Consider the following 25465-nt stretch of genomic DNA (forward strand, 5'->3'; position numbering starts at 1 on the left):
CGTCCGCAACGAAAGGAATCGTCAAGTGACCTGCAACCTCGCCACCGAGCACACCGCCCGGGCCGTCCGGTGGCTCGACATCCTCCGGCGCCAGTTCCCCGAGCTCGTCCGCGAACTCGTTCCCGGAAGTCCCGGCTCCTCGGCCGCGTCCAGGGACCCCCTCACACCGCAGGCGCTGCGGTCGCTCGCGGAACGCGACCGGGAGGAGCGGACCGACCGCGAGTGGGTGCTCGGCGGGGGCGCCGCACCGCTGCGGCTCCATGTGTCCGACGCCCTGCGGGACATCACCGACGGCGTCGTCGAACTGGAGGAGGCCGTCCGGGACAAGCTCGGCCTCGGCCGTGCCCGCCGCGCCCCCGTCCCCGAGCGGCTGGGCCGGATCGCGGGCCTGCTCGACCGGGTCGCCGAGCATCCCGTCCTGGCCGCGCACGTCCTCGACGAATGCCGGCGCATGGCCCGCCGCTGCGGTGCGGTGCTGGGGGAGACCGAGGTCCTGGTCCGGGTGGACGGACGCTGCCCCTGGTGCGACTCGGTCTCGTTGCGGGCCCTTCCCGCCCGCAGGGCCGTGCTCTGCGTGAACCCCGGGTGCCGCTGCACCGACGAGGACTGCGGCTGCGCGGACGACCCCGCGCACCGTCACACCTGGGCCGAGACCGCATGGGGGCAACTTCCCCTGGATCCCGCGGCGATCGCCGGCCTGGTGGACCGGGAGGCCGTGTGAACGGCGCGCGGTACCCCGGCCCGACGCTGATCAACGGCGAGTCCGCCGCACGGGAGACGGGGGTCGTCCCGGCCACGGTCCGCAAGTGGGTGCAGCTCGGGCACCTGGCCGCGGCCGGCCGCAGCGGCCGGGCGAGCCTGTACCGGCTGGAGGACGTGTTCGCCGCCGAGCGGGTGGCGCGTGGCCGGAAAGCGCCCACGCGGCGCGCCTGACGTCACGACAACTCCCTGCATGGCCCCGCGTACCCGAGGAGGTGCGCGGGGCGGCGTCATGTCCGGGGACCGGCCGGCCTCAGGTCATGCCCGCCCCCGGCAGACCCCGGGGCGGACGGCGCGGGCGCCGCGGCCGGGGAGCCGGCGCCGGTCCCGGCGGGGCGGACGCCGTGTCGGGCGCCGGGCTCACGAGCCGTGGAAAGTCCCCGGGCCGGGGACGGGCGACGCCGTTCTCCCGCTCCGTCTCCGCTTCCTCCTCGTACTGGCCCATCGCGTCCTGCCAGCCGTGGGCGTAGGCGCGCAGAGTGATTTCCTCCAGGTGGGAGTGGGTGACCGCCACGAGACCCTCGGGCAGGCAGGCCTGGACGATCTCCTCGATGAGCCCTCGGGCCTCCTCCTCCGTCAGCGTCCGGGCGGCTGGCGGAGCGGCCGGCCGGGTCTGTTCCTGTGCGTGTTCCTGCGTGCGCTCCCGCGCCCGGTGCTCCACCGGTTCGTGCATGTCCTCCGTGCCTGGCACGGCACTCCCTCCCCGTTGCCCCCTGGTGCCGAGCGGCAGTCGAGCGTCGCCGGACCCAGACGTCCTTCAAACACGTGTTCACCACTTTCGGGTGCCGCCAATCCTCGGGCGGCACGCTTCGGGCCACGGATCCAGCCATTGCGGAGAGGATTCAAGTTGCGAGCGCGAGCGCAATCAGTCACGATGGATGCAGCGGCGGAGCTGTGCCCGGGACCGGGTGACGGACCGCCGCTTCGTGCTGGACGGCGGCCCACCGCTCGCACCGCGAAGCCGCCGCCACCGTCCGAAGGGAGCAGAAACCCTTGCCCAGTCCGCCCGTCTTCCCCGATGTGGAGAAGCTGGTCGTCGACTTCCTGAAGGCCCGCCCCGAACTGACCGGAGCGACCGTCGACAACGCCGCGCCCGCCGGCTTCGACGGCACCCAGCCGGTCGTGCTGGTCTCCCGCGCGGGAGGGGCCTGGATCGACGACGCGCACCTGGACCAGCCGCTGGTCGACCTGGAGGTCTACGGCCCGACCAAGACGGCCGCCCACACCCTGGCCCTGTCCGCCCGGTCCGCCGTGCAGGCTCTGCGGGCCACGACCTACGGGACGGCCGTCGTCACCGACGTCGTCGAGGCCGACGGCCCGCGCTGGCTGCCCGACTGGAACCGGGCCGCCGCGAACCGCTACTACTCCACGACGCGGCTGTACATCCGGCCCGCCTGAGCGTCCCCGGCGCCCACCCCTGATCAGGCCCTGCCGTCCGGCGGGGCCTTCGTCATGTCCGCATCCCCGACAAGGAGTCCAGCATGGCAGGCAACAACTCTTCCGAGATCCGCGTCGCCGGCACCGGCCGCATCCTCGTCGCCCCCGTCGGCACCGCCGCCCCGGCCGACACCGTCGTCGCCTGGGCGGCCGCCTGGAAGGACCTCGGCTACACCTCGCCCGACGGCATCAAGTTCAACAAGAAGGACAAGCTCGACCCGGTCGAGACCTGGCAGTCCGTCAGCCCGGCGCGGTTCATCTACTCCGACCGCGACCTGAGCGTGAAGTTCCAGCTGCTGCAGCTCAACGAGGACACCCTGCCCTTCTTCATGGGCGGCGACGCCGTGGCCGCCTCCGGCACGGAGTGGAAGTACGACCTGGCGGGCGCGCCGAAGTTCAACGAGAAGGCGATGGGCATCGAGTTCAGCGACGGCGCCAACGTCACGTACCGCTTCGTGATCCCGCGCGGCCAGGTGACCGAGACCGAGGAGATCACGCTCAACCGCACCTCGTCGGTCAAGCTCGGCGTCACCTTCACCGCGCTCGCCGTGGACGACGTCAAGCCGCTGGCCACCATCCTCATGAAGGACGCCTCCTACGCGTAGACGCCCCGTCCGACCGCCGGGGCCGGTGGCGCCGCGCCACCGGCCCCGGGCCCTTTCGCACAGTCCCGGTACACCACCCACCCATCTCAGAGGGGATGCAGCATGGCCGGTTTCGACGTCAGCGCCGCCCGCGCCCAGCGCCTGGAGGCGCTCGGCCGTTCCTGGACCTTCACCGTCGACGGTGACACCTTCGAGCTCCCCACCGAGCTCACCCGCTCCACGGCCCGCGAGCTGCGGGCCCTGGACGACAACGACGTGGACGGGCTGCTCCAGCTGCTGCTGGGCGAGCGGCAGTTCGGCCGCTTCGACCGACACGAGGTCACGATGCAGGACATCGCGGCCATCCTGGAGGCCTACGGCAAGGAGACGGGGCTCGGCCTGGGGGAAGGCTGAGCCTCGGCGGGTTCGTCGACGAACACGCCGAGGCGCTCGAGGCGGACCTGCTCCGCCACTACGGCGTGGACCTGCTGGACTGGCACCGCGGCCGGCTGTCCTCCCGCCGGCTCGCGGTGCTGGTCCGGCACCTGCCACGCGACAGCGCGACCCTGCGCGGCGTCCACGGGGAGGCCGCCGACTGGTCGGTGGGCGACCACCTGCTCGCCAACGTGGTCGACCACCTCGCCGAGGCCAACTGGATGTTCGCCACCGTGAACCGCGACGAGGACGCGGAGGCGCTGGAGTGCCCCCAGCCCGTCCCACGCCCGGGCGCCGGGGCCGCCCCCGGCGTGGACCAGGGCCCGTCGCCGGTTCCCGGGAACCCCACGCCCGCGCAGTTGATCCGTTTCTTCGCCTGAGGGGCCGGTCCATCCGTGACCCGTCACACGGCGCTCGGCGCGCTCCCGTGTCCGCAGTCCACCGACACGTACGAGACGGCGTAGGGCTCCGGAGCACTAGCCCAAGACGATCAGCGCCAGCGAGAGGAGGAGCGCGGTCGCGGAGCCGACGACGAAAGCCAGTGCCACCCTGCCGTTCGTCAGCCGGTCCGGGGTCTCGACGTTGACCGGCTCCTGCGGGTCGTAGACCACTTCAAGAAGTCCGCCTGTGCGGACGGGTGGGAAATTGAAGGGGCCGATGCTGGTCCGAACGGCTTCACCGGTGTCCGTGGTGAACTGCACCATGAGCTGAACACTGCCGTTCGGGCCGCCTCCCGTGTTCACGCACGTTGCCGTGGTCCGGATCCCGCGCTTCCTCAGCGCGCGCCCCCCTCGGAAGATCCGCAATGACAGCCAGAGAGCAAAGGCTGACAGAACGGACACCGGAATCGCCGGGCCGTACATTTCCCCCCTTGTGGGAATCTCAAAGGCTTGCCGAATGAAAGACGCTCCAGTCTGGGGTTGCCGGTTGCGTGTGTCAAGTGCCCCTGGGTGCCCATCATTACCGCGAGGAAGGTGCCGTCATGGCGAATCACTCGATCGACGAGGTGTACAGCCGAGTAGCCGACATAAAGGGCAAACTCGAGACGGGGGGTGGTGTTGCCACCCAGGCTTACATCGACGGAAAGTTCAAGGAGCAGAAGGGCGGGGGGCTTACCAAGGAATATCTCGACCAGAAGTTCAAGGACGCGAAGGAAGAGCCTACCCAGGCGGAGAACTGGGCCAAGGCGATCGGCTTCGGATTGGATGAAGTGGTCAAGGGCCTCCAGGACTTCAAGGCCGACTCGGTGGCGGCCTGGTCGGCACTCGCGGCGATCGTGGGCGGCTTCGCCGTCAGCACACTCTTCGACGCGGACAAAGTGAAGGCTTCCCTTTTGGGGAAGGCCCGGATCGAGCACGACGAGAACGGAATTCCGCGCCGGAAGAAGGACGCGGAGCCGGCGGTGCGAGCCCCGGTGGAAAGCATCGATGTGGAGCGGGTGAAATCCATGCGGAGTGCGTCGATCGCCCTGTCCAGATCTCTCAGTGATCTCACCAAGGAATTGAACGGCGCCGCACGCCAGATGGCCTGAAACAACCTGGAGTCCCCATGTCTCTTTCGCGAAGCGCGAACACGGCCGCGGGATCGCTGGCCCGATTTCGGGGCGCGGCTTCCCAAGCGGCCACGGCCGCACGGCAGATCCAGTCCTCGACAGCCGGGGCCGGCCCCTCGCTGGACAGGATCCGCGGCGGCTCGGACCGGCTGAACACCTCGCTCGGCAGGATGAAGTCGGCGGCGGCCGGCGGCGGCTCCGGCCTCGACAAGGTGAAAGCGTCTGCGGTGGGAGCCGACAGCTCACTCGGCAAGTCCCGCGGGAGCACCGACAAGTTCAGGGCCTCCCTCGACAGGCTCAAGGGCGCCTCCGGCAAGGCCGAGGGGGCCTTGCGTGAGGTCAAGCGGCAGTCCGACGCCGTCGAGAAGTCCGTCGGGAAGGCCGGCAAGAACGCCGACCGCGGCGGGAAGTCCATGGGGAGCCTCGGCAAGGGGGTCAAAGGGGCCTCGCTCGCGCAGCGGGGGCTCAACCTCGCGATGGCGGCGAACCCGTTCGGGCTCGTCATGGCACTGCTCGCGCCGATCATTTCCCAGTTCATCAACATGGACAAGGTGTCCGCCGCCCTGGCCAAGGGCGTGAAGTGGGCCTGGAACGCCATCCTCGGCGCCATCAGGTCCCACGCGGGCCCGATCAAGTCCGTGCTGAAGGGCATCATCAACGCCTTCACCGCGCTGCCCCGCGCGTACGTCAGCGGCATCAACCACATGATCTCCGCGCTGAACCGGGTCCACGTGTCGATCCCGGGCTGGGTGCCGGTGATCGGTGGCAAGTCCTTCTCGATCCACATCCCGCAGATCCCCAACATCCCCGCCCTCGCCCAGGGCGGTGTCGTCCCCGCCCGGAGCGGCGGCACGCTGGCGGTGGTCGGTGAGGGCGGCGAGGCCGAGGCGGTCATCCCGCTCAGCAGGCTGGAGCGGATGCTCGGCGCGGGCGGCGGGTCGCCGGCGCACTTGGCGCGGCTGGCGACGGCCGTCGAGAAGCTCGCGGACCGGCCCGTCGTCGTCCAGGTGGACGCGCTGACCATCGCGCGGGCCGTGGCCCTGGGCAACCGGCAACTCGCGCGGCGCTGAGCCGCGCCCCTCCCGCCCTTCGTACGGATTCGACGCCGGCGACCGTGTCGCCGGCCTTTTTCATGCCCTCACGGCAAGAGACGAGGTGACACATGGGCAGGAACCTGTGGATCGGACCGCCCGGTTCGCTGTACGAGATCGACCGCGCGGCGCGGAGCTTCGACCGGAGCGCCGACCTCGGCGTGTCGGAGTTCACGTCGCTCGGCGGCCGGGTGACCGTCGTGCGCAACGCGCGCGCCAACCGCCGGACCAAGCTGAGCTGGGACACGCTGGAGCCCGCGCAGGCCAGGGTGCTGGACCGGCTGGCCCGCCGCACCGACGGCGCCGGGCCGGTCGCACTGCTCGACCCGGCGGCGGCCAACATGCTGGACGCGCTGCAGGCGGCCGGCCGGGGGGAGCCGGGGAGCACAGGGCTCGGCCAGTGGCTCCCGGTGGTGGGCACCGGAACGGGGAGCGTCACGGAACCGGCCTCCCCCGGGGTCTTCGCCTTCACCGCCGCGGACACCGCCGCGAAGGTCGCCTGGCGCCACCGCTACTGGGGCAGCCACCCCGTCGCGCCCGGCACCCGGATCTCCTTCCGGGCCTCCACGGCGATCGCCGCCCTGCCGACGTGCGCGGTGAACCTCGACTTCAAGAACGCCGCCGGTGCCTACCTGTCGTCGGTGTCGGCGAACGGCGCCTACGTGGCGGGGACCGTGCCGGCGGGCGCGGCCTTCGTGACGCCCTGCGCGAAGCCCGGGGCCGCCGGGACGTACGCCCTCGCCGGGGCCTGCCTGTCGTACGACGACGGCGCCGCCGACGGCGTCCCCGGCGACGGCTGCCCCGCGATGGCGGTCACCGGGTACAGCGACGTGCCGTCCCAGCCGCTGCCGTACCGCGGCGTGAGCATCGACCTGGTGGAGGTGGCAGGTGCAGCGGGCTGACGACGCGCTCGGCGCGGCCCTCGCGCAGGGCGAGCGGACCACGTCCCACTCCACCCGCTTCGGCGGCAAGGACCTCGGCGCCCAGGTGCAGTCGTGGAGCGTGGACCGGTCGTACGCGACCGACCTGCCGGAGGCGATGCGGGCGTTCTCCGGCAGCGCCTCGGCCCAGGCCGAGTTCGAGATCTCGGGTGCGGCCGTCCCCCCGGACGAACACCTGCAGGGCGGAGCCGACCGGTCCGGCCCCCAGCTGTACTCGCCGTGGGCGCCCAGGAGCACGGGAGACCTCGTCCGTCCCGGCCAGTCCGTGGTGCACGCCGCGGGGCTCGGCGGGAACGACCTGGCCGCCTTCCGCGGCACGGTCCGGGCCCGCAGCGCGGCCTCCGGCAGCGACACCGTCAAGGTCACCGCGCTGGACGGGGCCGAGCGGCTGCGCGGCCCCGCCGTCCTGCCGAAGCCGTACATCGGGTTCTTCCGGAAGCGCCCGGTGTCCTCGGCGACCTGGTGCGTGGACGAGCTCCTCCGGCAGGCGGGACTCCACAGCTCCCCGCCCGCGCGCTACCCCGAGTTCGTCGAGGGGCAGCCGCTCACCCTCGTCCACGCCACGCTGCACGGCGGGTTCACCACGCCCTACGGCCAGCCGGAGGTGCTGCCCGATCCGCGGAACTACACCTGGACCAGGCAGGACGCGCCCCACGAGATGGCGCTCGTGCCCACCGGGCTGGAGCCGGGGACCACGGGCCTGACGGCCTCCTGGTTCCCGCGCAGCCGCGTCACCGTGCCGGGCAGCCGGCTGTTCGCCGAGGCGTGGGTCAACAACGCCGTCGGCATCGGCGACACGGTGGAGATCCACCTCCAGCTCAACCGCACGGGATCGGCGACGGGCACCCTGCGCCTGGTCGTCGACTTCGTCGCCGGCACCGTCCGCCTCCACTCCGAGGGCTCGGACCAGGGCTACTGGTACTTCGAGTGGTCATGGCCGGCCATCAGGGCACAGCGGGGCGTCTGGCACATCGGCGCGTTCTTCGACACGGCGGGCACCGGGACCGCGGTGTACCCCACCGTGCAGCCGAGGCTGACCGCACCCGACGGAACGCAACTGCTGGGGACGGCGGCCACGTACGTCCAGCCGTCCGGCATCCAGAAGTCCGCCGAGCTGGACCAGGTGCGGCTGGTCACCACCGTGGCCGTGGAGTCGCTGCAGGTGACCTCCGGGCTGGCCGCCATGCCGGCCGCGGGCGTCTTCGGCCAGTCCGGCACCTGGACCAAGGGCGCGGTCCTCGACGACGCGGTCTTCCCGCTGGTCTGCGTCCCCCGGGTCTCGGGCTCGCAGTGGGACGTGCTGACGCAGATCGCCAGGGCGACCATGGCGACCGCCGAGTTCGACGAGCACGGAGTCTTCCGCTGGCGCAACCACACCCGGTTCGCCCAGCCCCCGACGGCGGCCGACCTCACGCTGACCACCGTGCGGGACATCGCCGCGCTGACCGTCACGGAGGAGATCGACGCCTGCCGGAACTACTGCGTCCAGCCCGCCAAGGACTGGTCCAAGACCGGCGCGGCGACCGGGACCGTCTACGACGACAGCACCATCCGGGAGATCCCCGCGAACCGGTCCGTCACGGTCAGCTACGTGATGGCCGAGGAGGAGTTCGACATCGGACCGCCGCTCACCGACGACGACTCCGTCAGCACCTCCGGGTCCTCGGTGCGCTTCGCGACATCGCCCGCGGCCGGGGCGACGGCGGTCAAGGGCGCGGTCGACGTCCTGACCCGCCGCGAGGACGGCTACCTCGTGGTGCGCTTCAGCAACCGCAGTGCGCAGACGCTGTACACCGTCACGAAGACCGGCGAGCCGTCCGTCCACCTCGAGACCCTCAAGCCGGCCGACGACCCGGCCGAACGCTTCGCCACCTCCTGGGTGGCGGGCAGTGCCGGCGAACGGTTCTACGGCCGCCAGGAGTACTCCGCCGAGGCCACGGACTGGGTGCAGGACCTGCGGGGCGCGCAGTCGCTCGCCGACGCCATGCGCAGGGCCGGCGAGTACCCCGTCCCCGTCATCGGCGACGTCGAGGTGCTCCCCGACCCGCGGATCCAGCTCGGCGACGTCGTGCGGCTGGTCGACACCAGCGGCGCCCGACTGGACACCCTGGCCTGGGTCACCGGGATCAAGACCGCGGCGACGGCGGCCGGCGGGGTGCGGCAGACCCTGACCCTGCGCGGGACCGTGCCCAACGGGGTCCCCGCGGACTCCGGGCTGACCCCCGACGTCCCGGCAGCGCCGGTGGCGGAGGTGTGGCAGACGTACGCCCAGGTGGCGGCCGCGTACCCGACCCTCGCCGAGGTGAAGGCCGGCGGCCGGACCTGGCGCGACATCAAGGAGGGCACCCATGCCTGAGAACACCCCCGGATCCGGCCCCGTCACCCTGACGGACGTTCAGTTCCGGCAGCTGGCCGACACGGTGACGACGGAACTCGCCGGATACCTCGGCGTCGGCGCGGCCGCGGACCTCGGACCGGACCTTCCGGTCGCCGTCACGGTCAGCGACGGCCTGCCGCCGGAGGGGGAACCGGAGCCGCCGGACCCGCCGTCCCCGCACGGCCCCGGCGAGGAGGAGGAAGCCACCCCGTCCCCGTACACCGCCGAAGGCGGCGGCGTACCCGAGCCCGCAGCGGAGGCCACCGCGTGAGCACGCAGTACACCCCGATCAGCAATCTCCCCTACCCCCAGGCCACCGACGCCGCCGACCTGCCCGCGAACCTCAGGGCGCTCGCGGAGGGCGTGGACGGCCGTACCGTGATGCGCTTCGCCGACGCGGCGTCGCGCGACGCCAAGGTCACGGCACCCGTGGCCGGCATGGTCGCCTGGCTGACGACCCCCGGCCGGCTGGTGCAGTACACCGGTACCGTCTGGGCGCCGGTGGGAGCCGTCCCGGTGTTCCGGGTGAACGTGGACGGCGGCACCACGAACTCGACGACCTACGCGGAGACCCTGACCGACGCGGTCGGCGACCCCATGGCGGCCGCCTTCACGGCGCCCGCCTCCGGCCAGGTCATCGTGACGGTGGGCGCCTACATGTGGAGCTCGGGGGCGTACAGCTCCTACATGTCCGCCACGGTCCGCAGAGCCTCGGACAACGCGGTGATCCTCGCCACCAGCGACGACCGGGCGGCACTGGTCACCAACACCGGCCGGGGTTCGTCGTCCAGCCAGTTCCTCGTGACCGGCCTCACGGCGGGCACCGGCTACACCGCCACACCCGCCTACCGCTCCGGCAACGCGTCCAGCACGGCCAGCTTCGACACCCGCTTCATCCGGATCGACCCGCTGCTGTAGGACCGTCCGCCCCCGAGCCCCGGGCCGCCGTCACACGGCGGCCCGGGGCTTCCCCGTTCCCGTCGCCAGTCCCACCGTCCCACCGTCCCACCGTCCCACCGACAGAGGAGGAACCATGGCCACACCCGTCTCCGCGACGGCATTCCTGGCCGCTCTCGATGCCGAAGGCGTCACCGTCGCCGGACACGGCGACTGGCGCACCCACAACCGCAACGCCGTCGCCGCCTGGGGCCAGGTGCACGGGGTGATGCTGCATCACACCGCCGGCCGGGACAGCGTGGCGCTGTGCCGGACCGGCCGCGCCGACCTGCCAGGACCGCTGTGCATCGGCGTCATCGCCAAGGACGGCACCGTGCACCTGGTCGGGTACGGGCGCACCAACCACGCCGGCAGCGGTTCGAGCGCCGTGTACGACGCCGTCCGCGCCGGCCGCCCGCTGCCCGCGAAGCCAGGTGCCGACGCCGTCGACGGCAACGCCCACTTCTACGGGTTCGAGATCGAGAACCTGGGCGATGGCCGCGACCCCTACCCCGCCGCCCAGTTGACGGCCGTGGAGAGGACCGCCGTCGCCCTGTGCCGGGTGCACGGCTGGAGCGCCGGCCACGTCATCGGGCACAAGGAATGGACGAGACGGAAGATCGATCCGAGCTTCCCGATGCCGGCCATGCGGGAGCGCGTCGCCAAGCGGCTCGGAACCCCGCCCACGCGGACGTACGAGCCCTTCCCGGGCGCCGCCTTCTTCCGGCCCGGCCGTCGCAGCGACGTCGTCACGGCGATGGGCCGGCGCCTCGTCGCCGTCGGCTGCGGCCGCTACCGGCAAGGGCCCGGGCCGGAGTGGACCGAAGCCGACCGCCGCTCCTACGCCGCCTGGCAGCGCAAGCTCGGCTACGGCAGCGCGGACGCCGACGGCATCCCCGGCCGCACCAGTTGGGACGGACTGCACGTCCCGAAGAGGAAGGAGACCACATGACCGACGCCGACCGCCGTACCGTCCGCACCCTCGTCCAGACCGGCGTCGCCCTCGCCGCCGCCGCGCCGCTGCTGGTCGACGCGGCCTGGCCGGGCGCCTGCACCGTGCTCGCCGTCGCGGCCGCCGTCACCCGCGTGATGTCCCTCGACGCCGTGGAGCGGCTGCTGCCCTCCTGGCTGAGGCGGTGAGGCAGATGACCACGCATCAGGAAGGCACCCTCGGGGTCGCCCTCGAACTCGAACGCCTGCGCCGCTCCGTCGACGTCGGCTTCGCCACCACGCGGGGCGATCTCGCCCTGCTCCTGCAGCGCGCCGACCAGACCGACAAGGTGCTGGGCGAGCACGAGGAGCGCATTGAGGCGCTGGAGCGTTCCCGCTGGCCGCTGCCCGCCGTGGCGGCGCTCACCGGGTTGATGGCGCTGGTCGTCGCCGCCTACGGGACCTTCGCCGGGTGAGCGGCGTACCCCGGCCGCGGGACGGCGACCTCAGCGGGCGCGGCTCGAGCCGCGCCCGCGCCGCCCGGCGTCCCCCCCGGCCGCCGCCCGCTGCGGCAGGGGGCGGCGCCTGATGGCCAGGACGAAGGCCGCGACCGCCGCCACCAGGACGGTCTCCACGGCCGGTCCGAACCACGAGGAACCCTTCGACGCGTCCCCCGCCGCCGCGGGCCGCGGGCCGCGGCTCTCACCGGGAGGCCCCCCGGCCATCGCGCGCACCTGGCTCAGCGTCGGCACCAGCTCCCCGACCGGCTCCACGCGGCCCACCGCGTCGAACCCCCAGTCCAGCAGGTCGGCCGCCTCCCGGTACACCTCGTCGTACCCCGACTCCGGGTGCATCACGGTCACCAACAGCGTCCGTCCGTCGCGCTCCGCCGCGCCCGTGAAGGTGTTCCCGGCGTTGGTGGTGTAGCCGTTCTTCACCCCGATCATGCCGTCGTAGTCGCCCAGCAGGCGGTTGGTGTTCTGGATCTCGAAGGTCGCGCCCTTCTCCGCGGGGAACCGCGCGACCTGCGTCCGGCAGTAGTACCTGAAGTCCGGGTTCCGCAGCCCCGCCCGCGCGAAGAGCGTCAGATCGTACGCCGACGACAGCTGGTCGGGCGTGTCGTAGCCGTCCGGACTCACCACGTACGTGTCGTTCGCCTGCAGCTCCCGGGCCTGCGCCCGCATCTCCCGGACGGTCTTCTCCACCCCGCCGTTCATCGAGCACAGCACGTGCACCGCGTCGTTCCCCGACCGCAGGAACACCCCGAGCCACAGCTGCTCGACCGTGTAGGTGATCCCCGCCTCGATCCCGACCAGACTGCTCCCGGCTCCTATGTCCGCCAGGTCCGCGTGCGTCACCTCGTGCCGGGTCCGCCGGCCGAAGCGGGGCAGCAGCGTGTCCGCGAACAGCATCTTCAGCGTGCTCGCCGGCGGCAGCCTCCGGTGCGCGTTGTACGACGCCAGCACGGCACCGGAGTCGGCGTCCGCGACGATCCACGACAGCGAGTTCGTCTCGGGCAGCCTCGGCGCCCCCACCGCCACCTGCACCCCGTGCCGCCCCAGCCGCTCGCCCCCGACCACGGATCTGCCGGCCGCCACCGCCTTCCCGGCGGGAAGCAGCGCGGCAGCCACGCCGAGTCCGAGGACGGCACGTCGCGGCGGTGTGGGGGGTGTCGCGGCCATGGGGGGACGGTACAAGCTGCGACCCCCCACAACCGAACCGGGGACACCGCTGTGGACACCGGTCGGCCCAGCGCATGGGGGGTGCTTGCGCCGAAAGGGGGACGAACGGGGCGTTGTCAGAGGGCGGTCCTACGCTCGGCGGGCATGGGGACTGCGGGGGTCGCCGCACAGGGGGTGGACGGTGAGTGTGATCGCGTGGGGGGACGTGGGGGAGCCGGCCGTGCCCGGGTACGGGATCGGGGTGGTGCAGCGGCTGGGTGGCGTCACCGCGGAACTGGGGATCCGGGACGGGCGGGCCGTGCTGGGGTGGCGTAACGCGGCGGGAAAGGCCCTGAAGGGGGCCCCGGCCGTCGTGCGGCGCGAGCACGCGGGGGAGCTGACGCGGCTCAGGGCGACCGTCGGGGACATCGACCGGACGCTGGCGGCGCAGGCCGCATGGCTGGAACGGCAGTTCCCGGAACGGCGCACGTGGGCGTACTCCGTGTGGCGGGAGCGGATGCTGGGCCATCCACTGCTCGGCACCCTCGTCCGGCGCCTGCTGTGGACGGTCGACGGGGTCGCCTGCGGGTGGGCCGACGGCGGCCTGCGCACCCTCGCGGGAGAGCGGGTCCTGGGTGGCGGGGAGGACGTCGTCGGACTGTGGCATCCCTGGGGGCGCGACCGCGCGGAGATCACCGCCTGGCGGGAGTGGCTGGAGCGGCACGGCGTCACGCAGCCCTTCCGGCAGGCCCACCGCGAGGTGTACGGCCTCGCGGACGCCGCACGCGTCACCGCCACGCACCACGTCCTGAGACAGCACCCGTTCGCCTCGCTGGCCGCCGCCCGCGGCTGGCGGTACCGCCTGCGCCTGCCGGTCGACGAGGCCTTCCCGCCCGCCACGCGCGAGCTCCCGCGGTGGGGGCTGCGGGCGGAGCTGCGGGTCCAGGGCGTCGACGGGGACGCCTTCGGCCACTTCGGCAGCCATTTGTACGTCGGCACGGACCAGGTGCGCTTCCTCCCGCTGCACGCCCCCGGGGACCGGGCCGCCGATCCGCTCCCGCTCGCCGACGTTCCGCCGCTCGTCCTCAGCGAAGTCCTGCGCGACGTGGACCTCTTCGTGGGCACCGCGGGCATCGGCAACGACCCCACCTGGCAGGACGGCGGCCCCGACGGCCGCTTCCGGGCCTACTGGGCGTCCTACGGCTTCGGCGAGCTGACCCCGTGCGCGAAGACGCGCCGCGAGGTGCTGTGCCGCCTCGTGCCGCGCCTGGCCATCGCCGGACGCTGCGGCGTCGAGGGCCGTTTCCTGCACGTCCGCGGCGACCGTCACACGTACCGGATCCACATAGGGTCCGGCAACGTCCTGATGTCCCCGGGCGACCGCCACCTGTGCGTCGTCCCGCCCGCCCACGCCTGCGTGGTCCCGGGCCCCCTGCCCTTCGAGGGCGACGCCATGCTGTCGGTGGTCCTCGGCAAGGCGCTGCTCCTCGCCCGCGACACGGAGATCACCGACCCGACGATCGTGAGCCGGCTGTGAAACGTGTGACGACCCCGGAATGCTCGCCCTGGGAGGACGAGGGCCGGATCGAGTTCATCGCCCGGCTCGCCGCGGAGGGGGAGGTGACCGAGCTGGCCGGGCACCTGCTGTCGGCGGCCGACTGCGAGGGCCACGGAGCCGTGTCCCGGCTGAGGGCGATGCCTCAGGAGCGGCGCATGGCCCTGGCCGGTCTCCTCGTCGAGCACGGCGAGGCACCGCACAAGGTGCCGGACGAGTCCGAAAGACCCTGGCTCGTGCTCGCCGCGGTCTCCCGCGGCTTCGCCGAGGACTCCTGGTGCGTGCGGTGGAACAGCATGCTGGAACGCGTGGCGGCGACCTGCTGGTGGACGCAGATCAGCGACGACGTGCCCATCCTCGCCGAGGCTCTGCTGGACGCCGGGCGTCCGCTGTCCGGCGAGGCGGTCGGCCTGCTCCGCAGATCCGCGTACGCGGGCCTCGGCTGGGCGCAGCTGCTGCTCGACCGCCTCCCTGAGCCGCCCCTCAACCCCGGTGAGCTCTGGTCCGACCGCGTCCTGGCGCAGCTGCCGGAACTCGGCGCCCGCTGGCGTCACCTGATCCCGCATCTGCGTGCCGCCAAGCCGGCGCCCAGCGCGCGCTGGGACCGGGCGGCCGCCGCGCTCCTCGACGGCGTCGACGCCGAGACGGTACGCCGTACCGCCACCCCCTGGCTCGCGCTGGCCACCCACGGCTCCCACGACCCCTGGAACGTCACCGCCGTCCGCGGTATGGCCTGGCTGCTGTCGTCGCCGTCCGTGCCTTCCCACCCGGAGACCGTCCGCGTCCTGGGCGCCCTCGTCGAACGTCCCCCGGTCAAGACCGTCGTCGCCGGCGCCGGCATACGCGCCCTGGCCCGCCTGGGCGGTGACGCCGGCCGGGACGAGCTGCGCAGGCTCGCAGGGTGCGTCGGCCACACGGTGACCCGCAGGCAGATCGGCCGCGCGCTGGCCCCGTGAACGCCCGAGGGCCCCGCAGCCGGCTGACCGGCTGCGGGGCCCTCGGGGGAGCCTCGGCGGAGGGGATCAGAAGCGACGCGTGATGAGCGCGCGCTTGACCTCCTGGATCGCCTTGGTGACCTCGATGCCACGGGGGCAGGCGTCGGTGCAGTTGAACGTGGTGCGGCAGCGCCACACGCCGTCCTTGTCGTTCAGCACCTCGAGCCGCTGCTCGCCGCCCTCGTCACGCGAGTCGAAGATGAAGCGGTGGGCGTTGACGATGGCCGCCGGGCCGAAGTACTGGCCGTCGTTCCAGAAGACCGGGCAGGACGACGTGCACGCGGCGCACAGGATGCACTTGGTGGTGTCGTCGAAGCGCGCGCGGTCCTCGGCGGACTGCAGGCGCTCGCGCGTCGGCTCGTTGCCCTTGGTGATGAGGAAGGGCATCACGTCCCGGTAGGCCTGGAAGAACGGGTCCATGTCGACGACCAGGTCCTTCAGCACCGTCAGGCCCTTGATGGGCTCGACGGTGATGGGCTTGTCCGGGTTGATGTCCTTGATCAGGGTCTTGCAGGCCAGCCGGTTGCGGCCGTTGATGCGCATGGCGTCGGAGCCGCAGATGCCGTGGGCGCAGGAGCGACGGAACGTCAGCGTTCCGTCCATGTCCCACTTGATCTTGTGGAGGCCGTCGAGGACCCGCTCCTTGGGGTCGATCTCCAGTTGGAAGTCCTGCCAGGTGGCCTCCTCCGAGATCTCCGGGTTGAACCGGCGGATCCGGAAGGTGACCGTGATGTAGGGCGAGGCCTGGGCCTCGGCCTCGACCTTGTCGAGGGTCGCGGTGCTCATCAGTACTTACGCTCCATCGGCTGGTAGCGGGTCTGCACGACCGGCTTGTAGTCGAGACGGATCGCCTCGGTGCCGTCGGCACCCACCTCGCGGTACGCCATCGTGTGCCGCATGAAGTTGACGTCGTCGCGGTTCGGGTAGTCCTCGCGGTAGTGGCCGCCGCGGGACTCCTTGCGGGCCAGGGCCGAGACCGCCATGACCTCGGCGAGGTCGAGCAGGTTGCCGAGCTCGATGGCCTCGAGCAGGTCGGTGTTGAACCGCTTGCCCTTGTCCTGGATCGACACGTTCCGGTACCGCGCGCGCAGCTCGCCGATCTTCTCGACGGCGGTCTTGATGGTCTGCTCGGTGCGGAACACCATGACGTTCGCGTCCATGGTCTCCTGCAGCTCCTTGCGCAGCTGCGCGACCCGCTCGTTGCCGGTGGAGGAACGCAGCCGCTCCACCAGGTCGACCACGAACTGCGCCGGGGCCTCGGGGAGCTCGACGTAGTCGTGGTCCGCGGAGTACTCGGCGGCGGCGATGCCGGCCCGGCGGCCGAAGACGTTGATGTCCAGCAGCGAGTTGGTGCCGAGGCGGTTGGCGCCGTGCACGGAGACGCAGGCGACCTCGCCGGCGGCGTACAGGCCCGGGACGACGGTGGTGTTGTCCGACAGGACCTCACCCTGGACGTTGGTGGGGATGCCGCCCATGGCGTAGTGCGCGGTCGGCTGGATCGGGATCGGGTCCGTGTAGGGCTCGATGCCGAGGTAGGTCCGCGCGAACTCCGTGATGTCCGGGAGCTTGGCGTCCAGCTGCTCCGGCGGCAGGTGGGTCAGGTCGAGGTAGACGTGGTCGCCCTCGGGACCGCAGCCGCGGCCCTCGCGGATCTCGGTGTAGATCGCGCGGGAGACGACGTCACGCGAGGCGAGGTCCTTCATGACCGGCGCGTACTTCTCCATGAAGCGCTCGCCGTCCTTGTTGCGGAGGATGCCGCCCTCACCGCGGGCGCCCTCCGTCAGCAGGATGCCCATGCGCCAGATGCCGGTCGGGTGGAACTGGAAGAACTCCATGTCCTCCAGCGGCAGACCGCGGCGGTAGACGGCGGCCTGGCCGTCACCGGTGAGGGTGTGCGCGTTGGAGGTGACCTTGAAGAACTTGCCGGTGCCGCCGGAGGCGTACACCACGGCCTTCGCCTGGAAGACGTGGATCTCGCCGGTGGCCAGCTCGTACGCGATGACGCCGGCGGACCGCTTGACGCCGTCCTCCTCGACGATGAGCTGGTCGAGGACGTAGAACTCGTTGAAGAACTCCACGCCCTCCTTGACGCAGTTCTGGTACAGCGTCTGGAGGATCATGTGGCCGGTGCGGTCGGCCGCGTAGCAGGCACGGCGGACCGGGGCCTCGCCGTGGTTGCGGGAGTGGCCGCCGAAGCGGCGCTGGTCGATCCGGCCCTCGGGGGTGCGGTTGAAGGGCAGGCCCATCTTCTCGAGGTCGAGGACCGCGTCGATGGCCTCCTTCGCCAGGATCTCGGCGGCGTCCTGGTCGACCAGGTAGTCACCGCCCTTGATCGTGTCGAAGGTGTGCCACTCCCAGTTGTCGTCCTCGACGTTCGCGAGGGCGGCGGCCATGCCGCCCTGGGCGGCGCCGGTGTGGGAGCGGGTGGGGTAGAGCTTCGTCAGAACGGCGGTGCGGCTGCGCTTCGTCGCCTCGATGGCGGCGCGCATGCCGGCGCCGCCCGCGCCGACGATGACGGTGTCGTACTTGTGGATCTGCATGAGGGGTCGCTTCCCTGTCCAGCCCTGGCTAGCGGATGTTCGGGTCGAAGGTGAAGATCACCAGCGTGCCGAGGATGATGGTGAACGCGGTCGCGGTGTAGACCAGCATCTTCAGCCAGAACCGGGTGTTGTCCCGCTCCGCGTAGTCGTTGATCACGGTGCGCAGGCCGTTGCCGCCGTGCAGCATCGCCAGCCACAGCATGATCAGGTCCCAGGTCTGCCAGAACGGCGAGGCCCAGCGGCCGGCGACGAAGGCGAAGCCGACCTTGGTGACGCCGCCGTCGAGGACGAGCTGGATCAGCAGGTGACCGATGACCAGGACGACCAGGACGATGCCGGACAGGCGCATGAAGAGCCAGCCGTACATCTCGAAGTTGGTCCGGGTGCTGCGCGGGGTGCGCTTGGTCCGGGCGCGCGGCGGCTCGATGACCGGGGCCGGGTTGTCGGGGCCGTAGGCGGCGCTGGAGGAGCTGAGCTCCACGTGGTCCGTTGCGGACATGACTTCGCTCAGCTCCCGAACAGCACTCGTGCGGCGTGACCGAGGACGGGGTAGATGGCCCCGATCATCAGCACGACCCAGATTCCGACGACCGTCCACAGCATCTGCTTCTGGTACTTCGGGCCCTTGGACCAGAAGTCCACGGCGATGACGCGCAGGCCGTTCAGAGCGTGGAAGAGGACAGCCGCGACCAGCCCGTACTCGAGCAGGCTGACGATGGGCTGCTTGTAGGTGTTGACGACCTTGTCGTAGTCCTCGGGGGAGACACGCACCAGTGCGGTGTCGAGGACGTGGACGAACAGGAAGAAGAAGATGAGGACACCGGTGACTCGATGAGCCACCCATGACCACATGCCTTCCCGGCCGCGGTACAACGTTCCAGCCGGCACGGAAAAAACCCTCCGGGAGCGGTGTGGGGCCTGCCGGCTTCGTTGGTCGGTCGGCCCGGCCGGGTACGGTCCTCCGGCCCTGGCCATCGTAGCGACGGCTTGTCGGCTACGTCCTGCCGGGTCCTTCAGGTGTGATCGATCCCGCACGGGTGGGTGTATCGGCCGGGAACCCCCGGCCCGCCCCGTGCGTCTGCGAGGGCCAGTCGTCCCAGGCGGGAACGGGTGACGCGGCGCAGTTCCTCGGCGGCCGTGACCCGCTCCTCGTCCGGTTCGTTGCCGAGACGCTGACGGAGTGACGCCAGCATCCGGTCGAGGGACTCACCGGGGTGCACCCCGTCGAGGGAGAGCACGAAGACGTGGCCGAAGCGAGCCTCGTACGCGGCCTGCGCGGCCCGCAGCGCCGTGTGCGCGGCGAGGCTGCCGCGGGTGGGGGCGGCGTCCGGCGGGGCGCCGGCCGCCTCGGCGGCGAGGGCCTCGGCGAGGTCGGCGGGCGTGAGGTCGTAGGCGGCCTCGTCGGCGGCGGCCAGCAGGGCGTCCAGGTCGGGGTAGGGGCGGTGCGCGGCGACCCTGCGGGCCCAGTGCAGGCTGCCGCAGCAGGTCAGCAGGACGGCCTCGGCCGCCCCGGGGGAGGCCTCGTTGAGCCGCCGCAGGCCGTGGGGGAGGCCGGGGCGGCCCGTCGGCGCCGGTCGGGGCGCCCGGCCGCGGGACTGCGCCGGGAGGTGCGCCGGGGCCCGCGGCGGGAGGGCGGGGGTGTCGCTGGACAGCGGTGGGCTCCTGGGAGGGAACGGTGACGAAGGTGGGGGGAACCGCGAGGCGGCTGCGCGGCGTGAACCACAGGGGGACGACGAGTGACGACCACCGTATCGGCCTATGTTCGGCCCTGTACGACGGATGCACGAATTTCACTCGTACGGGAACGAAAGTGCACGGCTTCCCCTGGTCCGCACGGCGAGATCCACACAGCGGGCATAAATTCGGATCATGTGGCAGATGCGGGCGAAACGTGCGTCGGCGTACGCGGCGACGGCCGTGCTGACCGCCGTGCTGAGCGCCGTGCTCGGGGCCGGTCCCGCGCTCGCCGCACCCGCGGGGACCGCGGCCCCCGGCGCCCCGCCGACGGAGCGGGCGAGCACGTCCGCCGGGTTCCCCTCGATCCCCGCCGTCCGTTCCTTCACCCCTGCCGCCGGTACCGCCGCCTTCGTACCGGGCCCCGGCTCGCGCGTGGTGGCGCCCGCCGGGAGCGCCGTGGAGGACGAGGCGCGGCTGCTCGCGGAGGAGCTCCGCCGGCCGTACGCCAGTGGGCCCGCCAAGCCGGGGGACATTGCGCTTTCACTCGAACGGAGTAATGCGGGCCCGGAGTCGTACGAGATGACAAGTTCGGCCGACGGGGTGACAGTACGCGCCGGCACCGACGCCGGGGTCTTCTACGGCACGCGGACCCTCCTCCAGGCGGTCCGTTCCACCGGACGGGTGCCGGCCGGCACCGTCGAGGACCGCCCGGACCGGCCGGAGCGCGGACTGATGATCGACATCGGGCGCAAGTACTTCAGCCGTGCGTGGCTGGAGGCCAGGGTCCGCGAGCTGGGCGACCTGAAGTACAACCAGCTCCACCTCCACCTCAGCGACGACCAGGGCTTCCGCCTCCAGAGCGACAGCCACCCCGAGATCGTCTCGTCACGGCACCTGTCGAAGGAGGACATCCGCGCGGTCGTCGACCTGGCCGCGCAGCGGCACATCACCGTCGTCCCGGAGATCGACAGCCCCGGTCACATGGGTGCCGTGCTCGACGCCCACCCGGACCTCCAGCTGCGTTCCGTGGACGGCACCCCCGTGCGCGGGGCGCTGGACATCTCCCGGCCCGGTGCCGCCGACGTCGTCGACGACCTGCTCAAGGAGTACGCACCGCTCTTCCCCGGTGCCCACTGGCACGTCGGCGGCGACGAGTACGGACCGCTCGTGGCCGACCATCCGGAGACGTCCTTCCCGCAGCTCGCCGCGTACGCGCGTGAGCGCTACGGCCCGGACGCCGGGGTGGCCGACGCGGCGGCCGGCTGGCTCAACGACCGCGCTGCCACCCTGCGATCGCTCGGCAAACGGGTCGAGGCCTGGAACGACGGCTTCTCCGGCGGCGCCCGGGTCGCCGCGGACCCGGACCGGGTGGTCGCCTACTGGTCAAGCAACAAACTGCGCGGACGGCTGCCCGAGGACCTCCTGCGCGAGGGCCGGCAGCTGCTCAACCTCAACTCCTGGTACCTGTACTACGTCCTCGGCGCGCCGGAGAACTTCCCCTACCCCAGCGGGCGGCGCATCTACGAGGAGTGGACCCCGGCCGTCGTCTACCGGGACGGCGCCGTGCCCGCGGCGCTCGCAGGACCGGACCGCATCCTCGGCGCGCGGCTGGCCGTCTGGTGCGACCGGGCGGACGCCCAGACCGAGGACGAGGTCGCGGCCGGCATCCGGATGCCCCTGCGCGCGCTCACCCAGAAGCTCTGGGATCCGGGCCCGCCGGTCCTGAGCTGGCAGGACTTCAGCACCCTCGCCGACCGGGCCGGCTGAGCCGCCGTACCCGGCCGCCCCAGGTGAAGCGGCCGAAGTCCGCCTCCCCCCACAGGAGCGTCTTCGGCCGCTTCTGATTGTTAAAGCGTCAACGCGGCCGAAAATGTCACACCCATCGCCAGGGCGGCCCGACAGGTGTGACGATTCAGTGCGAATCCACGCTGTACAGGATGTCGGCGATTCGAGAGGACAGGGTGGCCAGCAACGGGGGGCGCCACGATCCGCGGACCGACCGCGACATGGAGCTCGGGGCCGCGGTCGGGCGCGCCCAGGGTGGGGACGAGCACGCCTTCGCGGTGGTCTACCGGCTGGTCCAGCCGCTGCTGCTCGGCTACGTGCGCGGCCTCGTCGGCGACGACGCGGAGGACGTCACCTCCGAGGCCTGGCTCGAAATCGCCCGCGACCTCGGCCGGTTCCGCGGGGACGGGGCGGGCTTCCGGGGCTGGGCGGCGACCATAGCCCGGCACCGGGCCCTGGACCACCTGCGGCGCCAGGACGCCAGGCCCCGTGCCCGTCCCCTCGACGCCGGACTGCTGGACCTCCCCGCGGCCGAGGACACCGCGGACCGTGCACTGGAGGCGCTGGCCACCGAGCGCGCCCTCGCCCTGATCGCCTCGCTCCCGCCCGACCAGGCGGAGGCGGTGCTGCTGCGCGTCGTCGTCGGGCTGGACGGGGTGTCCGCGGCCCGGGTGCTGGGCAAGCGGGCGGGAGCGGTCCGTACGGCGGCGCACCGCGGCCTGAAGCGGCTCTCCCGGCTGCTGTCCTGACCCCTGGTGACCGGCGGGTAGCCGCCCCCGGACGCCCTGCCGGCGCCCATCATGGGGCAGTATGGTGCGCGATTCCGAGGGGGAGGCCCGCACGTGGATTTGGCGACCGCGGTACGCGCGGCGCAAGAGGGGGACGAGGACGGCTTCCGGTTCGTGTACCGAGCGGTGCAGCCGCAACTGCTGCAGTACGTACGCTCGCTGGTCGGCGCGGTGGACGCCGAGGACGTGGCGTCGGAGGCGTGGTTGCAGATAGCGCGCGACCTGCCGGGCTTCCACGGCGACGGGGACGCGGTACGCGGCTGGGCGGCCCGGATCGCCCGCAACCGGGCGCTGGACCACCTGCGGGCGGTGGGCCGCCGGCCGCTGGCCGCCGCCGGGGTGGAGGAACTGCTCGACCGGCCCGCCGTCTCGGACACCGCCGAGGAGGCGGTCGCCGCGGTGGGCACCGGCGCCGCGCTGGCGGCCATCGCCGCCCTTCCCCAGGACCAGGCCGAGGCGGTGCTGCTGCGCGTCGTGATGGGCCTGGACTCCCGGTCGGCGGCCGAGGTCGTCGGCAAGAGGCCCGGTGCGATGCGCATGGCCACCAGCCGCGGCCTGCGCCGTCTGGCTGAGCTGCTGGATTCCGACGGCGGGTCGTCAAGTGTGACGTTTTCGGCGTCCCGAACGCTTGAGGACATGAGATGAGCGATAACCGAGGACAGGACTGGCTGGACGACGCCACCGCCGAGCGGTTGCTGCGGGGTGCTCACGGTGACGACCCCGCGGAGCGGGCCTGGCGCGACGAGCGCGCCGCCGCCCTGGCCGGGTTGCTGGCCGCCGCCGCGGCTCCCGCACCCCTCGACCCGGAACGCGAGGAGGCCGCCCTCGCCGCGTTCCGTGCCGCGCGCGGCGACGACGCGCTCACCGGGGCCACCGCGGGCGTCCGCCTCGGCACGGCCGACGACTGGTCGCCCGGCGCGGGCGCTGGTGCGGTGTCCCGGAGCGGGCGGAGCCGTACGGCCCGTCACTCCAGATCGGTGACGGGCACGTTGATCGCGACCGCCGCGATGGCCGGGGTCGGCATGGCGGCCGCCGCCGGCGCGCTGCCGGCCCTGCTCGGCAGCGGCGTCCCGGACCCCGCCCCGGTGCACACCCAGAGCGGGGCGACGGCGGCCTCGGACAGCGGTTCGCCGTCACCCGGCCGCACCGCCCCGCCGACCTCCCGCCCCGGCCCCGGCCACGGCCGCCCGGCGGGCGGCACCGGCGGCACCCACGGCACCGTCCTCCCCGGCCGGCCGGCCGGGACGATGTCCTCCTCGCCGTCCTCCACGCCGGCCCTGGACCACAGGGCGTTGTGCCGGGCCTACGCCGCGGCCGGCCGGCACCGCAAGGGCGTGGACGAGCAGGCCTACAAGCAACTGCGCAAGGCGGCGGGCGGCGGCCAGCGCGAGGTCCGCCGCTACTGCACCGATCTGCTCGGCTGGAACGCCGGGCACGGGGGGAACGGGGGCAAGGCCGAGAAGGGGGGCGAGCGGGGCGACGACGACTCCCGGGAGGGCCCCGGCCGTTGGAAGAACCGTTCCGGCGGACACCACCGCCAGGGCGGCCACGGCCCGCGCGGCACCTCACGGCCCGCCCCGGTCGCACCGTCCGTACCGACCTCCAAGGCCGCACCGTCGCCACCGTCCGCCCCGGTCGTACCGTCCGACGGGCGGCCGGGACCGCACGGCGGCCACGGCGGCGAGTGACACTTTCCGGCCGCCGCGCGCTCCCATGGACGGGCCGACTGGTCATCGGCCCCGCGGATCCGGGCACTTCCCGTGCCCATGGGTCCGCACCCGAGCGCGGCCGGGCAGCTCTCCCTCCCGGCCGCGCTCCCGGGCGCGACGGGTGCGGGGTGTGACACTTTCGGCCTGCCGGGCGCTTTAACCAGTAGACCGACTGGTCATCGGTCGAGGGGTCGCCCGGTCCCCCCGTATCGGGCCCCCAACGAGGGACGCGGGCGGAGCGCTTTCCCCCCGCTCCGCCCGCGTCCTCACGTGGTGCCGCAGGGGCGGCGGCGTAGGCTCGACGACGTGATCTTCCGGATCGAGCGGCACTGCCCGCTCCCCGCCGCCGAGGCCTGGCGCCGGGTCACCGACTGGGAACGCCACGCGGAACTGGTGCCGTTCACCACCGCCGTCGTCACGGGGGAGCGGTCGTTCACGGCACGCACCGGACTCGGGCGGATGGCCGTCGACGACCCCATGGAGATCGTGCGCTGGGAGCCGCCGGACGCGGGCCGTCCCGGGCGGTGCCGGCTGGAGAAGCGCGGCCGGACCGTGCTCGGCTGGGCCGAGATCGAGGTGTGGCCGCGGGAGGAGGGGGGCTCACGCGTGGTGTGGCGCGAGGACCTGAGGGTGCGCCCGCTGCCGGGGGCGTTCGACCGGCCCACCGCGTGGGCCGGCCGGCTGCTGTTCGGGCGGGCGCTGGACGGGCTCCTGGCCCGGGGTCACCAGTAGACGACGACCTTGTCGCCGATCCGCACCTGGTCGAAGAGCGCCGAGATCTTCGCGCGGTCGCGCACGTTGACGCAGCCGTGCGAGGCCCCCGTGTAGCCGCGGGCCGCGAAGTCGGCCGAGTAGTGCACCGCCTGGCCGCCGCTGAAGAACATCGCGTACGGCATGGGCGTGTGGTAGATCGTCGACACGTGGTTCCGGCTCTTGGCGAAGACGCTGAAGGTGCCCTCGCGGGTCGGCGTGTACTGGGAACCGAAGCGGACGTCCATCGCGGAGACGACCTTGCCGTTCACCACCCAGGCCAGGGTGCGGCTGGTCTTGCTGACGCACAGCACGCGGCCGGTCATGCAGCGCGGGTCGAGCTTCGCCACCGGGTTGCTGGTCGGCGGGTACATGGCGCCGCGCGTGGGCTGCCGGGTGACCGAGCGCAGCTTCGCCCAGGTCCTGTCCGTGACGGTGCCCGAGGCGGGCAGCTTGTGGCGGGACTGGAAGGTGCGCACCGCGGAAGCGGTGACGTCGCCGTAGTAGCCGGTGGGGTTGCGGCCGAAGAGGCCGAGCTGCTTCAGCCGCGCCTGCAGTTCGCGCACCTTCGCGCTGCTGCTGCCCCGCGCGATCACGACGACCGGGCGGGGGGTGCGGTCGGCCTCCGGCTTCTTCGTGGCGGACGGCGATGCCGTCGGCGAGGGGGAGCCGCTGCCCGGCGCAGTGCTCGGGCTCCCGGAGGGGCTCGCCGTGGGGCCCGCGGTGTCCGGTGCCACGGAGGCCCTGGCGGTGGGCTCGCTCGCCTGGGCCGTACAGCCGGCGAGGAGGGCCCCGGTGAGCAGCGCGGCGGCCGCGGCCGCCGCGCGTGTTCTTGTGACGGATATGAGTGCCACTTCGTCCCCCTGGAGATGAGTCGGTACACCCTTTGACTGATTTCCCCGGCATGTAGTTGCACCGGCCCGGTCACGGTTCGCCGCACACTGAGGAAAGGGGGCCGAGTCG

The 25465-nt window shown here is 72.7% G+C and carries 31 protein-coding genes; 22 read left to right on the forward strand and 9 right to left on the reverse strand.

Annotation, left to right across the window (positions count from 1 at the left end; translation table 11 throughout):
• The first annotated feature begins 25 nt into the window (after positions 1 to 25).
• Together PV410_RS20780 and PV410_RS20785 are read left to right on the forward strand one after the other, a co-directional pair.
• Positions 26 to 721, forward strand: coding sequence for a hypothetical protein (locus PV410_RS20780; RefSeq protein ID WP_500326573.1), 696 nt, complete (start codon positions 26 to 28; stop codon positions 719 to 721).
• The gene (locus PV410_RS20785) at positions 718 to 933 is read left to right on the forward strand and encodes a hypothetical protein (protein WP_500326574.1); all 216 of its coding nucleotides are present in this window, start codon (positions 718 to 720) and stop codon (positions 931 to 933) included. Before PV410_RS20780 ends, PV410_RS20785 begins: the two co-directional genes overlap by 4 nt.
• A gap of 79 nt (positions 934 to 1012) precedes the next feature.
• Here the strand turns inward: PV410_RS20785 and PV410_RS20790 are convergent, their stop codons facing one another.
• A complete protein-coding gene (locus tag PV410_RS20790; protein ID WP_500326576.1) occupies positions 1013 to 1450 on the reverse strand; it encodes a hypothetical protein in 438 nt (145 codons plus the stop codon).
• Positions 1451 to 1752: 302 nt separating this feature from the next.
• On the opposite strand from PV410_RS20790, the gene PV410_RS20795 reads away from it, so the two are divergent.
• From PV410_RS20795 to PV410_RS20810, 4 genes are all read left to right on the forward strand, one after another.
• A complete protein-coding gene (locus PV410_RS20795; RefSeq protein ID WP_499513562.1) occupies positions 1753 to 2157 on the forward strand; it encodes a phage tail termination protein in 405 nt (134 codons plus the stop codon).
• A gap of 83 nt (positions 2158 to 2240) precedes the next feature.
• Positions 2241 to 2801, forward strand: a complete 561-nt coding sequence (locus PV410_RS20800) for a phage tail tube protein (protein WP_500326578.1) — start codon at positions 2241 to 2243, stop codon at positions 2799 to 2801.
• 102 nt (positions 2802 to 2903) lie between these two features.
• The gene (locus PV410_RS20805; protein ID WP_500326580.1) at positions 2904 to 3194 is read left to right on the forward strand and encodes a hypothetical protein; all 291 of its coding nucleotides are present in this window, start codon (positions 2904 to 2906) and stop codon (positions 3192 to 3194) included.
• A gap of 65 nt (positions 3195 to 3259) precedes the next feature.
• Entirely contained in the window at positions 3260 to 3595 is a 336-nt protein-coding gene (locus PV410_RS20810) for a hypothetical protein (protein WP_500326582.1), read from the forward strand.
• A 96-nt stretch (positions 3596 to 3691) separates the two neighbouring features.
• On the opposite strand, the gene PV410_RS20815 is transcribed toward PV410_RS20810, so the two are convergent.
• Positions 3692 to 3919 (reverse strand): hypothetical protein, encoded by a 228-nt coding sequence (locus tag PV410_RS20815; RefSeq protein WP_500326584.1) that lies wholly within the window; start codon positions 3917 to 3919, stop codon positions 3692 to 3694.
• Positions 3920 to 4197: 278 nt separating this feature from the next.
• Between PV410_RS20815 and PV410_RS20820 the strand changes: the two genes are divergently transcribed.
• The 9 genes from PV410_RS20820 (at position 4198) to PV410_RS20860 (ending at position 11518) form a co-directional block, all read left to right on the forward strand.
• Positions 4198 to 4746: a hypothetical protein gene (locus PV410_RS20820; protein ID WP_500326586.1), complete on the forward strand. Its 549-nt coding sequence runs from the start codon at positions 4198 to 4200 to the stop codon at positions 4744 to 4746.
• A gap of 17 nt (positions 4747 to 4763) precedes the next feature.
• The gene (locus PV410_RS20825; protein WP_500326588.1) at positions 4764 to 5837 is read left to right on the forward strand and encodes a hypothetical protein; all 1074 of its coding nucleotides are present in this window, start codon (positions 4764 to 4766) and stop codon (positions 5835 to 5837) included.
• Positions 5838 to 5929: 92 nt separating this feature from the next.
• A complete protein-coding gene (locus tag PV410_RS20830; protein ID WP_500326590.1) occupies positions 5930 to 6760 on the forward strand; it encodes a hypothetical protein in 831 nt (276 codons plus the stop codon).
• On the forward strand, positions 6747 to 9155 hold the full coding sequence (locus PV410_RS20835; protein WP_500326592.1) for a hypothetical protein: 2409 nt from the start codon (positions 6747 to 6749) through the stop codon (positions 9153 to 9155). The genes PV410_RS20830 and PV410_RS20835 overlap by 14 nt, the downstream gene beginning before the upstream one ends.
• A complete protein-coding gene (locus PV410_RS20840) occupies positions 9148 to 9447 on the forward strand; it encodes a hypothetical protein (RefSeq protein WP_500326594.1) in 300 nt (99 codons plus the stop codon). Before PV410_RS20835 ends, PV410_RS20840 begins: the two co-directional genes overlap by 8 nt.
• Positions 9444 to 10094: a hypothetical protein gene (locus tag PV410_RS20845; RefSeq protein ID WP_500326595.1), complete on the forward strand. Its 651-nt coding sequence runs from the start codon at positions 9444 to 9446 to the stop codon at positions 10092 to 10094. Before PV410_RS20840 ends, PV410_RS20845 begins: the two co-directional genes overlap by 4 nt.
• Positions 10095 to 10209: 115 nt before the next feature.
• Positions 10210 to 11064 carry a peptidoglycan-binding protein gene (locus PV410_RS20850; RefSeq protein ID WP_500326597.1) on the forward strand — a complete coding sequence of 285 codons (855 nt, stop codon included), beginning with the start codon at positions 10210 to 10212 and terminating at the stop codon, positions 11062 to 11064.
• Positions 11061 to 11252 carry a hypothetical protein gene (locus PV410_RS20855; RefSeq protein ID WP_499513575.1) on the forward strand — a complete coding sequence of 64 codons (192 nt, stop codon included), beginning with the start codon at positions 11061 to 11063 and terminating at the stop codon, positions 11250 to 11252. The genes PV410_RS20850 and PV410_RS20855 overlap by 4 nt, the downstream gene beginning before the upstream one ends.
• 5 nt (positions 11253 to 11257) lie before the next feature.
• Entirely contained in the window at positions 11258 to 11518 is a 261-nt protein-coding gene (locus PV410_RS20860; RefSeq protein WP_500326599.1) for a hypothetical protein, read from the forward strand.
• Between the two features lie 30 nt (positions 11519 to 11548).
• Here the strand turns inward: PV410_RS20860 and PV410_RS20865 are convergent, their stop codons facing one another.
• A complete protein-coding gene (locus PV410_RS20865) occupies positions 11549 to 12724 on the reverse strand; it encodes a D-alanyl-D-alanine carboxypeptidase family protein (protein WP_500326601.1) in 1176 nt (391 codons plus the stop codon).
• A 181-nt stretch (positions 12725 to 12905) separates the two neighbouring features.
• Between PV410_RS20865 and PV410_RS20870 the strand changes: the two genes are divergently transcribed.
• Both PV410_RS20870 and PV410_RS20875 read left to right on the forward strand, forming a co-directional pair.
• Complete coding sequence (locus PV410_RS20870) at positions 12906 to 14240, forward strand: DUF4132 domain-containing protein (protein WP_500326603.1); 1335 nt, start codon at positions 12906 to 12908, stop codon at positions 14238 to 14240.
• Positions 14241 to 14245: 5 nt separating this feature from the next.
• Positions 14246 to 15214: a hypothetical protein gene (locus PV410_RS20875; RefSeq protein WP_500326605.1), complete on the forward strand. Its 969-nt coding sequence runs from the start codon at positions 14246 to 14248 to the stop codon at positions 15212 to 15214.
• A gap of 66 nt (positions 15215 to 15280) precedes the next feature.
• Here the strand turns inward: PV410_RS20875 and PV410_RS20880 are convergent, their stop codons facing one another.
• From PV410_RS20880 to PV410_RS20900, 5 genes are all read right to left on the reverse strand, one after another.
• Positions 15281 to 16039: a succinate dehydrogenase iron-sulfur subunit gene (locus PV410_RS20880; RefSeq protein WP_500326606.1), complete on the reverse strand. Its 759-nt coding sequence runs from the start codon at positions 16037 to 16039 to the stop codon at positions 15281 to 15283.
• Complete coding sequence (gene sdhA, locus PV410_RS20885; protein ID WP_499513582.1) at positions 16039 to 17793, reverse strand: succinate dehydrogenase flavoprotein subunit; 1755 nt, start codon at positions 17791 to 17793, stop codon at positions 16039 to 16041. Before sdhA ends, PV410_RS20880 begins: the two co-directional genes overlap by 1 nt.
• A 28-nt stretch (positions 17794 to 17821) precedes the next feature.
• Positions 17822 to 18292, reverse strand: coding sequence for a succinate dehydrogenase hydrophobic membrane anchor subunit (locus PV410_RS20890; protein WP_018561263.1), 471 nt, complete (start codon positions 18290 to 18292; stop codon positions 17822 to 17824).
• 8 nt (positions 18293 to 18300) lie between these two features.
• Positions 18301 to 18681, reverse strand: coding sequence for a succinate dehydrogenase, cytochrome b556 subunit (sdhC, locus tag PV410_RS20895; protein ID WP_078620037.1), 381 nt, complete (start codon positions 18679 to 18681; stop codon positions 18301 to 18303).
• A 125-nt stretch (positions 18682 to 18806) separates the two neighbouring features.
• Positions 18807 to 19331 carry a 2-oxo-4-hydroxy-4-carboxy-5-ureidoimidazoline decarboxylase gene (locus PV410_RS20900; protein ID WP_500326827.1) on the reverse strand — a complete coding sequence of 175 codons (525 nt, stop codon included), beginning with the start codon at positions 19329 to 19331 and terminating at the stop codon, positions 18807 to 18809.
• A gap of 340 nt (positions 19332 to 19671) precedes the next feature.
• Between PV410_RS20900 and PV410_RS20905 the strand changes: the two genes are divergently transcribed.
• From PV410_RS20905 to PV410_RS20925, 5 genes are all read left to right on the forward strand, one after another.
• On the forward strand, positions 19672 to 21237 hold the full coding sequence (locus PV410_RS20905; RefSeq protein ID WP_500326609.1) for a beta-N-acetylhexosaminidase: 1566 nt from the start codon (positions 19672 to 19674) through the stop codon (positions 21235 to 21237).
• Between the two features lie 239 nt (positions 21238 to 21476).
• Positions 21477 to 22004 carry an RNA polymerase sigma factor gene (locus PV410_RS20910; protein WP_500326828.1) on the forward strand — a complete coding sequence of 176 codons (528 nt, stop codon included), beginning with the start codon at positions 21477 to 21479 and terminating at the stop codon, positions 22002 to 22004.
• Positions 22005 to 22055: 51 nt separating this feature from the next.
• Positions 22056 to 22688, forward strand: coding sequence for an RNA polymerase sigma factor (locus tag PV410_RS20915; RefSeq protein ID WP_500326611.1), 633 nt, complete (start codon positions 22056 to 22058; stop codon positions 22686 to 22688).
• Positions 22685 to 23731, forward strand: a complete 1047-nt coding sequence (locus tag PV410_RS20920; protein WP_500326613.1) for a hypothetical protein — start codon at positions 22685 to 22687, stop codon at positions 23729 to 23731. Before PV410_RS20915 ends, PV410_RS20920 begins: the two co-directional genes overlap by 4 nt.
• Before the next feature lie 327 nt (positions 23732 to 24058).
• Entirely contained in the window at positions 24059 to 24484 is a 426-nt protein-coding gene (locus tag PV410_RS20925; protein WP_500326615.1) for an SRPBCC family protein, read from the forward strand.
• Here PV410_RS20925 and PV410_RS20930 read toward each other — a convergent pair.
• Entirely contained in the window at positions 24475 to 25356 is an 882-nt protein-coding gene (locus tag PV410_RS20930; protein ID WP_500326617.1) for a L,D-transpeptidase family protein, read from the reverse strand. The two genes, PV410_RS20925 and PV410_RS20930, sit on opposite strands and share 10 nt — an antisense overlap.
• Positions 25357 to 25465: the final 109 nt, after the last annotated feature.

Source organism: Streptomyces sp. PA03-5A, from assembly GCF_033792725.1.
Lineage (GTDB): Bacteria > Actinomycetota > Actinomycetes > Streptomycetales > Streptomycetaceae > Actinacidiphila.